The following is a 12,743-nucleotide window of genomic DNA, read 5'->3' as shown; positions in this document are numbered from 1 at the left end:
GAAGAAAAGGGGAAATAAAAATGAATTTGCAAACAGAAGATATTCAGCTTATTCCATATGATGAAAAATATAAAGAAATTATAGACGCATTTATTTTACCTAGTGAACAAATTCAATTTACAGCAAAACCAAGTGACTTGCTTGAAAAAGCTAAAAAAGACACAACTCGAAATGTTATTGTTATTTTAGCGAATCATACACCAGTAGGAATTTTTGCATTACAATCAGGAACGAGGGTAGCAGAATACACAGATAATCCCAATGCTTTACTTTTAGTTGCCTTTTCTATCAATTACGAGAAACAAGGAAAAGGGTATGCCAAAAAAGGATTAGCCTTATTACATGACTTTGTAGCATCCTATTTTCCGAATAAAAATGAAATTGTACTAGCTGTAAATGAAAAAAATATTCCTGCTCAAAAGCTGTATTTAAAAGTAGGATTTGAAGATAGAGGTCAAAGAAGAATGGGCCCAATTGGAAGGCAGCTTGTTTTATATTTACCATCTTGATAATTCACCAAGTATACGTGCGACCGAATGTAGATGGTCTCCAAAAGGAAAAGAGACGCTGCGTAGTGTGGTAATATCAATGATAGCTATTTTGCGTAATAACTGTTATGAAATTGATTATAAACATTACCGGCTTATTGATGAACTGGACCAACATTAGAACAAGTTTGTAAAAAATATGAAGAAGAAAGAGAAGGCATTCCTATGTAAAGGAATGCCTTCTCCTATTATGTATACCTTTATTGATAACGTTTCGAAACAACGAATTCTACAAGTGGAATAACAATGAATGAAGAACAAAGCGCTATAAATAAAGGGAGATTTTGAATATTATCAAGCGAATATAAGGTAGAAAATCCTTCTGACCAAATCAATAAAATAAACATAATAACGACTAATACAAAATATCCAATTTTGAAACTTTTATATGTAATTTGTTGTCCCATTTCATCTTGACTTTCTTCTGACACGCTGTTTGGATCTCCCCATGTCATATGATTTATTAAATAACTAATTATTAAAGAAGCTCCAAAAATAGTCCCTCCGAGAATGGCTCCTTCGGTCGTATATTTGTATGCGCCATGTATGAGTATTCCAAGTAATGATAGTATAATAACTACGAAAATAAAGTTATTCTGATTCATCGTATTCACCTCTTTATAAGTGTAAAAAACTATTTACACTTAATAGTATAAAAATGACAGGGAGTAATGTCAAATATATTTTACATAAATAGATAAATTTATGAAAATTAATTATTTATTTCTCAGTTTAGAAATAAACATTAAAAAACAGAAAGGAAAAAGATTTCTATTTGGTTTGAATGTTAAAGTTATTATTTGCATATATTTGGAAGGGATGTCAGATTAAATTGGGGGGTAAATATGTCCATACTTTTAAAAGCGGGTGCAGACGCTGGAAATAACGGTTTAAAGTTAATGGTGAAAGGCCAAAATCCGATTTATATTCCAAGTATATATTCACTGTATATTGGGGAACCGACAGGCTTATTAGACGAAGAGGATGTACCGATATCTGAAGTGGAAAATCATATAGATGTGACGATTAATTCATCTTCACTCATGTTGAATAATGTACGTTACATTGTTGGGCAAAAGGTTATCAATGATCAGTTGAAAGGGACAGAAGTAGAGAAGAAGTCTAATAAATCTACAGATGAATTAATGGTTCTAACGATTTTATCAGGTTTAGCAATTAGCGCTATGCGTCATAGTCCGAAATTAGATCATATTAATATTCGTTACGATTTATCAGTTGCTCTTCCAATGCAAACTATTACGCAAGAAATCGCAGCAGAAAACGCTAAACGTTATATGGGAAATCATAAAATTATTTTTCATTATCCAAATGGAAGAGATGTAACGATAAATATATCCATTGAGTACTGTAAATGCTTACCAGAAGGGGCGTCTGGTACCTGGGGGATTGTGTACGATGAGGAAGGTAATATTTTAAAACATAAAGTTGCAAGTGAAAAAGATGCTATTACAGAGATTGATTTTGTGGATAAAACATTATTATCTTTTGATATTGGTGCGGGTACAACTGAGGAAGTTGTTTCATTTGGAGTGAATTTTAGACCGCAATTAAGTAAAGGATTGTCCTATGGAGTTAAAGAAACTTTATTGCAGATTATTACAAGATGGAATCGGAAGCATCCGACAAAAACAATAGATAGTATTACAGAGTTTAATCAAATTTATTTAAATGAGAAACACCCAAGGCATGCAATGCTAGTAGAAGAGTCACAACAGGCATTTCTAGGATTAGCTGCACGAGTTGCAACGGATATTATTAATAAAATTGATGATATGAAAGATGATCCGTATGTATTTATCTATGGCGGGGGCGCTGTCATCATTAAAAACAGTTTGCAACTTATTTTAAAACAAAAAGGTCGTTTGAAAAATGTAATATTTGTAGATAACCCTCTATTTACAAATGCACGTGGATTATTAGTTTACACATGTTCACCACGGTATAGAGAACATAAACAAAAAGAATTGGGATTTACGAATTTAACAATTAGTTAGTTGGTGTGAGTATGGGGCGCAAGCGGTATAAGCGTGGTGATCGGGTAAAAATCCATTTAAATAAATCTGTATCTTCTGAAATGATCGCATGGATTAATAAGCAATCTGATGTAACAAAATTTTTTTTATACGGTGCCCAGCAATTGTTTAAACAAGTAGGCGATATTGATGTATCTAAAACTTTACCTAGCAGCTATGTTTTTTCCATGTATATTGAACCTACTTCTATGTTTAAATTTGAAGTAAATCCTCTTAGAAAAGTGTCAATGGAAAAGAAAGGACCTGCCGAATGTGTAGAAAATAAATCTTGGGAATTTATTGATCAAATAGATTGTCCCTTCTTTTAAAACATATAAAAGTATATCTAAAGCCTACCACTGTAAATATGATTAAGTGGTAGGCTTTTTTTGCCCATTAATCATGCGAAATTCAAACCGAAAGTACGGAATATTTTGAAGGTAAATGGATGTTTATTAAAATAAAAAAATAAGGAGGGAGAATTTTGAAAGCGATTCTTCATAACAAAGGTCATGATACTTTTTTTCCTTGTCTAATGTACTCTATTCGATTCATTTTTTTACCTGCGATTTCTTATGATTAAACTGATAAGTTGGACACCCTTTAACCTGTGTTTTTATTCGGAATACGCCACCAGCATATGGATAAACTTCTAATTGATCTTGGTTCATTCTTGTCCTAGCAGTAGTAATATATAATTCTGTTAAGTCAGGTCCTCCAAATGTACAGGAAGTTACATTGAGTGCAGGAACAGGAACTGTTAGAATTTTTTCGCCAGTCATTGGATTCCATCTTGTGATTTTAGCACCGCCCCAATGTGCAATCCACAAACAGCCTTCCTCATCAATTGTCATTCCATCAGGTAATCCTTCACTATTAGGAATAATAATGATATCTATTGGGTTACTAATTGTTCCAGTGTGTATATCATAATCAAAACGAGTGACTTTTTTAGTAGGTGTGTCAATGAAATAAAGATACCGCTGGTCGGGTGACCAGGCTAAACCATTGGATGTATTTACATGTTCTAATTGCTTTTTTACACTAAAATCAGTATCCAAGAAATATAAAGAACCAGCTGCGCTGACTCCATATAAATCGGTAGTGCCAGCCCAAAAGCGACCAGCGGGATCGCACTTTCCATCGTTAAAGCGATTTTCTGGCAGGTGAGACTCCGGGTTATGAATAAGTTTTAATTCCTCTGTTTCAAGATTAAGAGAATGGAAACCACGCTCCATTGCTAATATAACTCCGCCAGATGCATCTTGAACGACACATCCAATTTGTTGGTCTAATGAAATTTTACGATTTATATTTGTAATAGGGTTATAAATGCATACCTTTTTCCCTAAAATATCAACCCAGTATAATATTTGTTTTTCTTCATCCCAACAAGGGCCTTCTCCTAAGTTTGCTTTAGCATCGATAACTAATTCTAATTTTCCTAACAATGTATTTTTCTCCTTTCTATAAAGATAACCTATATATATTCGATGAAAATGGTAGCAAACCCTTTAATTTGGAGAAATTTGACAACGATAACATTATAAATTATTATATGGAAAATAACTTATAACAAAAGTGGCAATGAAGAGAAGAGTAGTTAAGAATGATTGCATACAGAGAACTCCGGTAGCTGAGAAGGAGGGGTAAAAATCTTAATGAAAAAAGACTTGGAGCTGCGCATAGAACTAACTTGTTTAGGGATAATGCGACGGGTTCTCCCGTTATAGAGATAGGGTATAAGCAAATGATTGCCGTACCTGAAGAGATTAATATGGTGACATATTAATAAACTGAGGTGGTACCACGAAGTGAACAACTCTCGTCCTCAAGATGAATAATCTTGGGGGTGGGAGTTTTTTTGTTTTGAAAAGGAAGTGGAAGAGTAAATAAAAAATTAATAAGAGGTGAATTATATGCACTGGGCATATCAAATCGCGCATGAACTTATTCAAAAACATCCAAATAAAGAGACGTTTGTATGTGCATCCGGAATTAGTCCTTCGGGGTCTGTTCATATTGGTAATTTTCGAGAAATAATAACGACCTATTTTGTTGTAAGAGCACTTCAAGATTTAGGAAAAAAGACACGATTTATATTTTCATGGGATGACTACGACCGATTTAGAAAGGTTCCGAAAAACGTTGATTCATCATTTGAGAAATATATTGGTATGCCATATTGTGATATTCCAGATCCATATGGTTGCCATAAATCGTATGCAGAGCATTTTGAAAAAGAATTTGAAAAATCATTAGAAACTTTTGGTATTGATGTGGAGTTTATTTATCAACATGAAGAATATAGAACTGGGAGATATAATCAACATATACTTCAAGCATTAAAAAGAAGAAAAGAAATCTACGACGTATTAATGAAATTCAAAACGAGTGAACCATCTGAAGATGAGCGGGAGATTTTTTATCCAATTACGCTATATTGTGAGCAATGCGGGAAAGATTCAACAAAAATAACAAATTTTGATGAAACATCGGAAACAATCCGATATGAGTGTGAATGTGGGAGTCATAATGTATTATCAGTAACGCAAACGAGTCACATGAAATTAAATTGGAAAATTGATTGGCCGATGAGATGGATGATAGAAGATGTGATTTTTGAACCGGGTGGGAGAGATCATTCAGCCGAAACAGGTAGTTATAATGTTTCAAAGGAGATAGCTAGTAAAATTTTCAATTATGAGGCACCGAATTATGTTGCCTATGATTTCATTGGAATAAAAGGTAATAATCAAAAAATGTCAAGTTCTGCTGGGAATATCATTACTCCAAGTGAATTATTAAATGTGTATTTGCCAGAAGTCATTCTATTTATGTTTTCAAAATATAAACCAAATGCAGCATTTCATATTGGTATGGATGAGGATGTGATTCGGAATTATACTGAGTATGAAAGATATAAAGAAGGTTGTCAAAATAATAAGTTAAATAATGAAGAGTTCCGTGATGTAATTAGGCTTTCCGGCGTTAGTGATGAAAATGCCAGCTTACCAAAATTTAATCAAGTAGCAGGCGTCTTGCCATTAGTGAACTTTGATACTCATATTTTACAAGAGATATTAGCGAAAGTGGATGCAGATTATAGCTTGATTGACATTATGAAAATAAGTAATCGTGTGGAATACTGGATTCGAAATTTACAACCGCAAAAAATGATTGAAGTAAATAAAGAAAAGAATTGGGAGTTTTACGAAACATTGGAAGAGGTACAGAAAAGGTGGGTTTTAGAAGTTTGTGAAATAGTTCCTACAAATGCGGATAGTCCAAAGATAATGGAACAGATATATGAAATTTGTCATAATGAAAGTAAAAAGATAATGAAAGAGAATCAAAAATTACTTTTTAGAATCATTTATAGACTTGTTATCAATCAGCCAAGTGGTCCACGGATACCGTTACTTATATCTGTAATAGGTGCCGAGAAAATAGTGTCCTTATTGGATTTTTGTAACTAAGTAGAGTAGAATACTAACTCAAACACAAATTATATTATCAAGCTGTGTTTGAGGTGATTAATAGTATAACTAAGAATTCAAGGACTTGTATATGCGCGTCCTTGAATTCTTAAGGTTGTAACTAATAGAATGTGGTGAATTTTATAAAGTTATTATCGCGTATACATTTTCGGGCATTCATCCCCGATTGGTTCATAAAAACAATGGCTTTTAAATTGCCCTGCAAATGGTTGATTATACCATTCCGGTGGACAAGCACCAGTCGGCCGGAAATACCAAAGGGACCATCTTGCTGGCCAGCGCCATTCACCTTGTAACACACGTCTTGCAATTTCTTTTTCTGAGTCACGAGCACGTTGATAAAAATATCCGTATTGTACAGCTTCAAATCCACCTGGAGTTTGATATACCGCATCACTTACGGTACGTAATTGTTTAAAGTCTAAGCAGTCACAAAAAACGCGGTTTACTACAACGCAGCCGACAAGCTGTTCGCCTTGTCTACCTTCACCTTCAGCCTCAGCACGGATTAAGCGTGCTAATAAATCGACATCGCTTTCATTATAAGGAATAAGAGCCATATTAGTTCCTCCCTTGTAGAGGTGGTTATAGTAAAGGTTATGTAGGAAAATGAGTGTGGTGCTTTTACAAATGTGTTTTAAGAATAGTTGGCTTATAAAAGTGTTTGATTATTTTCTGTCTGTGTTGAATAAGAAAAGCATTGTTTCTTTCGCTGTGTTAACTTTAGTAAAGAATGTTGTCTTAACAAGGAGGGGATATGCAAGTGTAAAGTTTTTATTATTAGTCTGATTATAAATCACCATAGCATACTCCAAGTTCTAAGGTTTTATTTTATTAATTTCCCTATACAAACTACCCCGTTGGATCGATTCCCATTCATTGTTGTATATTCCACTTTCTCATATGCCAGCTGTTTAAAACCCTTCATCCAGCACTTTACTTGTTCTTCATTATGATGGCGTAAAATGGCTCCGTCAGGTAATTCAAATACACCGTATATATCATATTTTTGATAAAATTGGTCGTATCGCTTTAAATTACGATTGTCCTGATTTAATAGAAAGTCATTAATATAAATTATTCCATTAGGTTTTAAGACTCTCTTAATTTCATCTAAAATCGCTCTTTGTTCTTCGTCACTATGAATACAAGTTAGTACTGCGAATAAAAGTACAGAGTCAAAATAATTATCAGGAAATGCTAGGTTTCTATTTTCAATGACACTAAAATGAATCCCCATATCGTCTAATTTTGCCCTTTTAATCATTTCTTCTGAGAAGTCAACGCCATAAAGATTGGTAAACTGTGTTTTTCTTAACTCACGCAATGTTCTTCCATATCCACATCCATAGTCTAAGATACTCGCTTCTTGTTTTACATGTGTTTGAAACAAATCAAATCGAAAGGGAGTTGTAAATTGTTTTTCATGTGCAACCTCGTTCCAATATTGTTTTTGCTGTTTCATTAGTTAACTCATTCCTTTCTTATAATTTTCATTTGATTATAGTACTTGCTTTAAGAAAAGGATAGACTTCCAAAATACTGCATTTTTTGATATAAGAAATTTGAATATAAAAAAATAATATTTAAATTAACTTATAACAAACTTGTATTTTAAAAGGGAGGAAAGATGTAGAAGAAGCATCCCTTTTACTATACCGCATCTTACATCATATCCATCCTTTTTCATCAGCGATACGAATGGCTTGAAATCTTGATTCAGCTTCAAGTTTTTGAATGGAAGATGATAAATAATTTCTAACAGTTCCGTTTGTTAAATACAATGTTTTACCGATTTCTCTCGTTGTCATTCCGTTTTTAGCCATACGGAGTATTTCCATTTCACGGGCAGTTAGTGGGTTATCTTCCTTTAAAAACAGCGTAGCAGCTAGGTCTGTACTTACTACACGTTCACCATTCATTACTTTATGAATCGCGTCAATAAGAAATTCAATTGGTTCGTCCTTTAGTAAATATGCTTCTACTTTTGCGTCCATCGCTTTTTGTAAGTATCCTGGACGAGCAAAAGTTGTAACAATCATTATTTTGCAGGGATGTCCCATAGTTCTTAATTTTTCTGCAATTTCCAGTCCAGTGATGTCAGGAATCTCGATATCAAGAAGACACACATCGGGTTGTTGTTTTGTAATAATGTTCCAAGCATCTAGCCCATTTGAAACTTCTGCAACCACTTCAATGTCCTCTTCTAGTTTTAATAGAGAAACGAGGGCTCCGCGAAGCATTTTTTGATCCTCAGCAATTACAATACGAATCATTTTACTGCCGCCTTTCTTGTATCGTTTTACAAGGTTAATTTGTTTCTATTAAGTTTGTTGAAATAGGTATCTTTAAAATAATCGTTGTGCCGTTGTTTCTTAATGTATGTATACCCACTGTGCCATGTATCATCTTCATTCGTTCCCGAATTGATTGAACTCCGAATCCAAGTGGCTCATGTTGAAAGCCAATTCCATCATCGTTTATTTTTATTTGAAACCATTTTGTATCCATTTCTTGAACGATTGTACAATGGTTTGCTTGGCTATGCCTTAGAATATTTGTAATGGCTTCTCTTATAGAGAGAGCAACCATTGTTTCCGCAACATTTGATAGCAAAGGTGCGTTTCTGTTTGCATTAGTCGTAAATTGGATACCGGCTGTATGTAATAGCTCACGTAGATGATTTAATTCACTTTCAATCGATATATATTTCATATCAGTAACTAGTTCACGTACTTGTTTTAATGCGAAACGTGATGTGTCTAAAATATCATTTAATTCTTGTTTTGCTTGTGGTGGATCCTTTTCTATCAATCGTATTGTCAGTTCACTTTTCAGTTTAATCATTGTTAATGTTTGCCCGAGTGTATCATGAAGGTCTCTTGCAATGCGGTGTCTTTCTTCTTCTTGAATATATCTTTCAATTTGAGAGTTTGCGGCGCTTAGCTCCTTTTGTAAAGATTTTGCTTTTTCCCGGATATGGATGACAAATGGTTGTACAAGTTGAAGAATAAAGGCAAGAAGCAAAGAAGTTTTTAATATGTAAAAAGGGTGACCAAAGGTATACCAACTAACAAGAAAAAACATCATTGCGATGCCTACTGTACCGATGCCGATATACAATTTAGATTGGGCTCTTCCTAATAAATTCCCGATGACAAAACCATAAAAAAGTAGCCATGATTCGATGAATATTGCAAGTAGTGCAAATAATAAGCAGCTACATAAACTGGAAAGGAGAAGGCGCCAATCTTTATACCACAATTCGAAGTAAAAAGATAACAAAATAAGCAATAAAAGAACAATTTTTAAGAATAAGTTAATGCTCGTTTCTGCTCGAATTACATTGTAAATTAAAAGAACAATAAAAATAATATCTAAGTATAAGTACTTTTCGATTTGATCGTGTGGATAAATTTTTTTAAACATTCTACTTTCCTCCTACAAAGAGGGAATAAGGCTTTGTAATAAATCCTATTTCAGGGTAAAGCCCACAAAATCTTAAAAGTAACGATTCTCAGTGGAAATGGTGAAGTCCCACTAAGAATCGCTTTTACTTAATTAAACCAGCTGTGTATCTTCTGGCAGCCTCCATTGGTCCGTACTTAAATCTATTCAGCCAAAATGTTGCGAAGTAAATTTCAAAGAAACAGATACAGATCCAAATAAAGACAATCGATAATGAGTTCAATTTCCCACCAAGGCTGAAGCCCCAACCATAAAAGAGAATGGAAGAAAGAATATTTTGAAGAACATAACAACTAAGAGACATCTTTCCTACATTTTCAAGGCGTTGCCATAACCAAAAATGTTCAACTCTTTCTATCATTTTAGCAATCAATGCAATATACAAAATAGAAAGGAAAGGTGCAAATAAATAACGAGCTGGTAAATCGAAAACACCACCTGGAATAAAGATTAATAGATTGAGAGGGATGCCAATCATAATACCGATTTTAAACATTTTTGTGCGAATTCTTTTTCCATTTTCATCAGGGGAGAAAGCGCCAGCGCGCATAAGACGTATCCCGAATAAGAATAAGAAAATATTCATTGGGATAACAAAAATTACTTCCAGTCGATTTGCGATAAAGTTTGTTAGTCGATAATGGATTTGTTCAAACCAAGTTCCATCACTATAAAGAGCTATAATTTCATTAGCGTTACCTAGTGAAATGTTCCCTCCTATGAATTTTAAATACATAAATATAGAAAGAATGACAAGCATAGCAGCTCCGTGAAAGATACCAATCATTTTCATAGCGCGATTAATCCATTTGTCACCACGTTTAATAATAAAAGCAACAATAATTGCGGTTATTCCATAGCTCATTAAAATATCATATTCCATAACCAAAGTGAAATGAATGAAACCTTCTAATAAAAGTATAAAAGAAGTCCATAGGTAAACGCCAGGCCATGTATTGCCTTTGCGTAAAGATTGTTGATATTTCAATTCAAGTCCTACACCAAACATAATTGTTAATAAACCGAGAAGTTTACCGTTTACTAAAAATAAAACGAACAGCCGAATAAAATCATTAAGTGATGTCCACCAAATTGCATGATCGAACGTAAAGATATAAGAAATATCCCCTAGATATGCAAAAATCCAAATATTCGTACCAAGTGTTCCTAACACAGCAAAGCCCCTTAATATATCAAGCAAACGAATTCTTTTGTTGTTAGTTCTCATTATTTTCCTCTTTTCTAATGATTTTGTCATTATTGTATCTTTAAAAAGGAATGTTTTGTATGCACAGGTGTCAGTTAGAGCAAATGACACCTGTCATATAGGCGAAAAAATGAAGTGTTTAAATCGTCATGCAATGAATTCTTAAAAATAAGTAAGAAAAAATATGGTAGTATATGCTTACGTAGAGATTATAAGAAAGGAATGAAAACATGGTTAAAATTATGATTGTGGAAGATGATCCTAAAATCGCGGAATTATTATCTTCTTATATCGAGAAATACGGGTATCAAGCAATTGTTATTGTTGATTTTCAACGTGTATTAGATATTTTTTCACAAGAAAAACCAGAATTAGTGCTACTAGATATTAATTTACCAAGTTTCGATGGATATTATTGGTGCAGGCAAATTCGCGCTATTTCTACGTGTCCTATTTTATTTATTTCAGCTCGTGAAGGAACAATGGATCAAGTGATGGCACTAGAAAATGGTGGGGATGATTATATTCCAAAGCCGTTTCATTATGAAGTTGTAATGGCAAAAGTTCGTAGTCAACTAAGGCGCGCATATGGAGACTATGCACCAAAAATAGAAGAACGAATGATTGAACAGCAAGGGCTTACTTTGTTTCCGGAGCGTTTAGTATTACAATTACGTAATCAAGAAATTGATGTAACAAGAAATGAAGCGATTTTGTTAGAAATGTTAATGAAAAATTATCCGCGCGTTGTAAGTAGAGAAGTGTTATTGAACAAACTTTGGGATAGCGAATTATATGTTGATGATAATACACTAAGTGTGAATACAACGCGTGTTCGGAAAAAATTACAAGCATTAGGTATTCAAGGGGCAATTGAAACCATTCGTAGTGTCGGTTATCGATTACATATAACATGGGAAATCGGTGGAGAAAAATGATAAAACTATTTATACGTGAGCATATTCCGCTTCTATGTTTTACAACTTTCCAGCTCATCGCCATTTTTCTTGTTTATTGGTTTGATGGCTATCGTCATATGACAACTGCGCTTTATGCAATGTTTTTAGGATTATGTTTTTTGCTTGCGTATTTACTATATCGCTATTTTACGCATAAGTCTTTTTATGAAAGGTTAGCAAATCCGATGCAATCATTAGATGAATCTGTACAAAAATCAGATTTTGCAGTCCTGTCTATTGCGTTACATGAGTTATTAGAAGTACAATACCGTCACTATCAGAATCAGTTACAAGTGCAGGAACGTAAAAATGAGGAGCATTTAACTTTTATGAATCAATGGATTCATCAAATGAAAACACCTTTATCTGTTATTGAATTGATTACACAAGATGAAGTTGATTCTAGATTTGAGAGTATCGGTGAAGAAGCAGATAAATTAAAAAAGGGATTAGAAATGGCTCTATATGTGGCACGTCTAGAAACGTTCACACAAGATTTCTACGTAGAAAGAGTGCAATTATACAAGTTGGTAAATGAAGTAATACATGAACATAAGCGCTTTTTCATCCGGAATTTTGTATATCCAGCAGTTAATATTGAAAAAGACATCATGGTAGAAAGTGATGTGAAATGGCTTCAATTTTTAGTTGGTCAAATTCTATCTAACGCAATTAAGTATTCAGCGGGCAGTAGAGAAAAAATTATAATGAAAGCATATAACGTAGACAAGACTGTCATCTTAGAAGTAAGGGATTTTGGAGTAGGTATACCAAAACAAGATATACCACGAGTATTCCAACCGTTCTTTACTGGAGAAAATGGCAGGGATTTTAAAGAGTCTACAGGAATGGGACTATATCTTGTGCATGAAATTGCAAAACATTTAGGTCATAAAGTAGAAGTGCATTCTGAAGTTGGAAAAGGGACAACTGTACGAATTATTTTCTATATCTCATAAAAAGCTGATGAAATAGACTTTTTCATCAGCTTTTTTTAGAAATCTTACAAAGTTGTAAGGTAAATGAAA

General features: G+C 33.6%; 13 protein-coding genes and 1 other annotated feature. Of the genes, 6 read left to right on the top strand and 7 right to left on the bottom strand.

What is annotated here, in order from left to right:
• Positions 1 to 20 precede the first annotated feature (20 nt).
• Positions 21 to 509 (top strand): GNAT family N-acetyltransferase, encoded by a 489-nt coding sequence (locus tag BPMYX0001_RS11440; RefSeq protein ID WP_006095006.1) that lies wholly within the window; start codon positions 21 to 23, stop codon positions 507 to 509.
• 239 nt (positions 510 to 748) lie between these two features.
• Here the strand turns inward: BPMYX0001_RS11440 and BPMYX0001_RS11435 are convergent, their stop codons facing one another.
• Entirely contained in the window at positions 749 to 1,153 is a 405-nt protein-coding gene (locus BPMYX0001_RS11435) for a hypothetical protein (protein WP_033798906.1), read from the bottom strand.
• A 240-nt stretch (positions 1,154 to 1,393) separates the two neighbouring features.
• Here BPMYX0001_RS11435 and BPMYX0001_RS11430 point away from each other — a divergent pair, with 240 nt between their 5' ends.
• The gene (locus BPMYX0001_RS11430) at positions 1,394 to 2,563 is read left to right on the top strand and encodes a ParM/StbA family protein (RefSeq protein ID WP_003204545.1); all 1,170 of its coding nucleotides are present in this window, start codon (positions 1,394 to 1,396) and stop codon (positions 2,561 to 2,563) included.
• Between the two features lie 11 nt (positions 2,564 to 2,574).
• Positions 2,575 to 2,910 (top strand): hypothetical protein, encoded by a 336-nt coding sequence (locus tag BPMYX0001_RS11425; protein WP_006095004.1) that lies wholly within the window; start codon positions 2,575 to 2,577, stop codon positions 2,908 to 2,910.
• A 222-nt stretch (positions 2,911 to 3,132) separates the two neighbouring features.
• On the opposite strand, the gene BPMYX0001_RS11420 is transcribed toward BPMYX0001_RS11425, so the two are convergent.
• Positions 3,133 to 4,032, bottom strand: a complete 900-nt coding sequence (locus BPMYX0001_RS11420; RefSeq protein ID WP_006095003.1) for an SMP-30/gluconolactonase/LRE family protein — start codon at positions 4,030 to 4,032, stop codon at positions 3,133 to 3,135.
• Positions 4,033 to 4,159: 127 nt separating this feature from the next.
• Positions 4,160 to 4,417, top strand: a binding site (T-box leader).
• 83 nt (positions 4,418 to 4,500) lie between these two features.
• Here BPMYX0001_RS11420 and lysS point away from each other — a divergent pair.
• A complete protein-coding gene (gene lysS / locus BPMYX0001_RS11415) occupies positions 4,501 to 6,060 on the top strand; it encodes a lysine--tRNA ligase (protein WP_006095002.1) in 1,560 nt (519 codons plus the stop codon).
• Positions 6,061 to 6,212: 152 nt separating this feature from the next.
• On the opposite strand, the gene BPMYX0001_RS11410 is transcribed toward lysS, so the two are convergent.
• The 5 genes from BPMYX0001_RS11410 to BPMYX0001_RS11390 form a co-directional block, all read right to left on the bottom strand.
• Positions 6,213 to 6,641 (bottom strand): cell wall hydrolase, encoded by a 429-nt coding sequence (locus BPMYX0001_RS11410; RefSeq protein WP_003204532.1) that lies wholly within the window; start codon positions 6,639 to 6,641, stop codon positions 6,213 to 6,215.
• A gap of 266 nt (positions 6,642 to 6,907) precedes the next feature.
• Positions 6,908 to 7,546, bottom strand: a complete 639-nt coding sequence (locus BPMYX0001_RS11405) for a class I SAM-dependent methyltransferase (RefSeq protein WP_006095001.1) — start codon at positions 7,544 to 7,546, stop codon at positions 6,908 to 6,910.
• 205 nt (positions 7,547 to 7,751) lie between these two features.
• The gene (locus tag BPMYX0001_RS11400; RefSeq protein WP_006095000.1) at positions 7,752 to 8,357 is read right to left on the bottom strand and encodes a response regulator transcription factor; all 606 of its coding nucleotides are present in this window, start codon (positions 8,355 to 8,357) and stop codon (positions 7,752 to 7,754) included.
• A gap of 34 nt (positions 8,358 to 8,391) precedes the next feature.
• A complete protein-coding gene (locus BPMYX0001_RS11395; protein ID WP_006094999.1) occupies positions 8,392 to 9,510 on the bottom strand; it encodes a sensor histidine kinase in 1,119 nt (372 codons plus the stop codon).
• 124 nt (positions 9,511 to 9,634) lie between these two features.
• Complete coding sequence (locus BPMYX0001_RS11390; protein ID WP_033798905.1) at positions 9,635 to 10,777, bottom strand: DUF418 domain-containing protein; 1,143 nt, start codon at positions 10,775 to 10,777, stop codon at positions 9,635 to 9,637.
• 209 nt (positions 10,778 to 10,986) lie between these two features.
• Here BPMYX0001_RS11390 and BPMYX0001_RS11385 point away from each other — a divergent pair, with 209 nt between their 5' ends.
• Together BPMYX0001_RS11385 and BPMYX0001_RS11380 are read left to right on the top strand one after the other, a co-directional pair.
• Positions 10,987 to 11,694 (top strand): response regulator transcription factor, encoded by a 708-nt coding sequence (locus tag BPMYX0001_RS11385; protein WP_006094997.1) that lies wholly within the window; start codon positions 10,987 to 10,989, stop codon positions 11,692 to 11,694.
• Positions 11,691 to 12,674, top strand: a complete 984-nt coding sequence (locus tag BPMYX0001_RS11380) for a sensor histidine kinase (protein WP_033796166.1) — start codon at positions 11,691 to 11,693, stop codon at positions 12,672 to 12,674. The genes BPMYX0001_RS11385 and BPMYX0001_RS11380 overlap by 4 nt, the downstream gene beginning before the upstream one ends.
• Positions 12,675 to 12,743: the final 69 nt, after the last annotated feature.

The organism is Bacillus pseudomycoides DSM 12442 (assembly GCF_000161455.1).
GTDB classification, from domain to species: domain Bacteria; phylum Bacillota; class Bacilli; order Bacillales; family Bacillaceae_G; genus Bacillus_A; species Bacillus_A pseudomycoides.
Note: the sequence above shows the minus strand (reverse complement) of the source record. Positions and strands in the feature narration are given on the sequence as shown.

What these genes read in the sequence shown, in the direction of transcription:
- BPMYX0001_RS11440 (WP_006095006.1), top strand. Translation starts at nt 21, where the DNA reads ATGAATTTGCAAACAGAAGATATTCAGCTTATTCCATATGATGAAAAA.
- BPMYX0001_RS11435 (WP_033798906.1), bottom strand. Translation starts at nt 1,153, where the DNA reads ATGAATCAGAATAACTTTATTTTCGTAGTTATTATACTATCATTACTT.
- BPMYX0001_RS11430 (WP_003204545.1), top strand. Translation starts at nt 1,394, where the DNA reads ATGTCCATACTTTTAAAAGCGGGTGCAGACGCTGGAAATAACGGTTTA.
- BPMYX0001_RS11425 (WP_006095004.1), top strand. Translation starts at nt 2,575, where the DNA reads ATGGGGCGCAAGCGGTATAAGCGTGGTGATCGGGTAAAAATCCATTTA.
- lysS (WP_006095002.1), top strand. Translation starts at nt 4,501, where the DNA reads ATGCACTGGGCATATCAAATCGCGCATGAACTTATTCAAAAACATCCA.
- BPMYX0001_RS11410 (WP_003204532.1), bottom strand. Translation starts at nt 6,641, where the DNA reads ATGGCTCTTATTCCTTATAATGAAAGCGATGTCGATTTATTAGCACGC.
- BPMYX0001_RS11405 (WP_006095001.1), bottom strand. Translation starts at nt 7,546, where the DNA reads ATGAAACAGCAAAAACAATATTGGAACGAGGTTGCACATGAAAAACAA.
- BPMYX0001_RS11400 (WP_006095000.1), bottom strand. Translation starts at nt 8,357, where the DNA reads ATGATTCGTATTGTAATTGCTGAGGATCAAAAAATGCTTCGCGGAGCC.
- BPMYX0001_RS11395 (WP_006094999.1), bottom strand. Translation starts at nt 9,510, where the DNA reads ATGTTTAAAAAAATTTATCCACACGATCAAATCGAAAAGTACTTATAC.
- BPMYX0001_RS11390 (WP_033798905.1), bottom strand. Translation starts at nt 10,777, where the DNA reads ATGAGAACTAACAACAAAAGAATTCGTTTGCTTGATATATTAAGGGGC.
- BPMYX0001_RS11385 (WP_006094997.1), top strand. Translation starts at nt 10,987, where the DNA reads ATGGTTAAAATTATGATTGTGGAAGATGATCCTAAAATCGCGGAATTA.
- BPMYX0001_RS11380 (WP_033796166.1), top strand. Translation starts at nt 11,691, where the DNA reads ATGATAAAACTATTTATACGTGAGCATATTCCGCTTCTATGTTTTACA.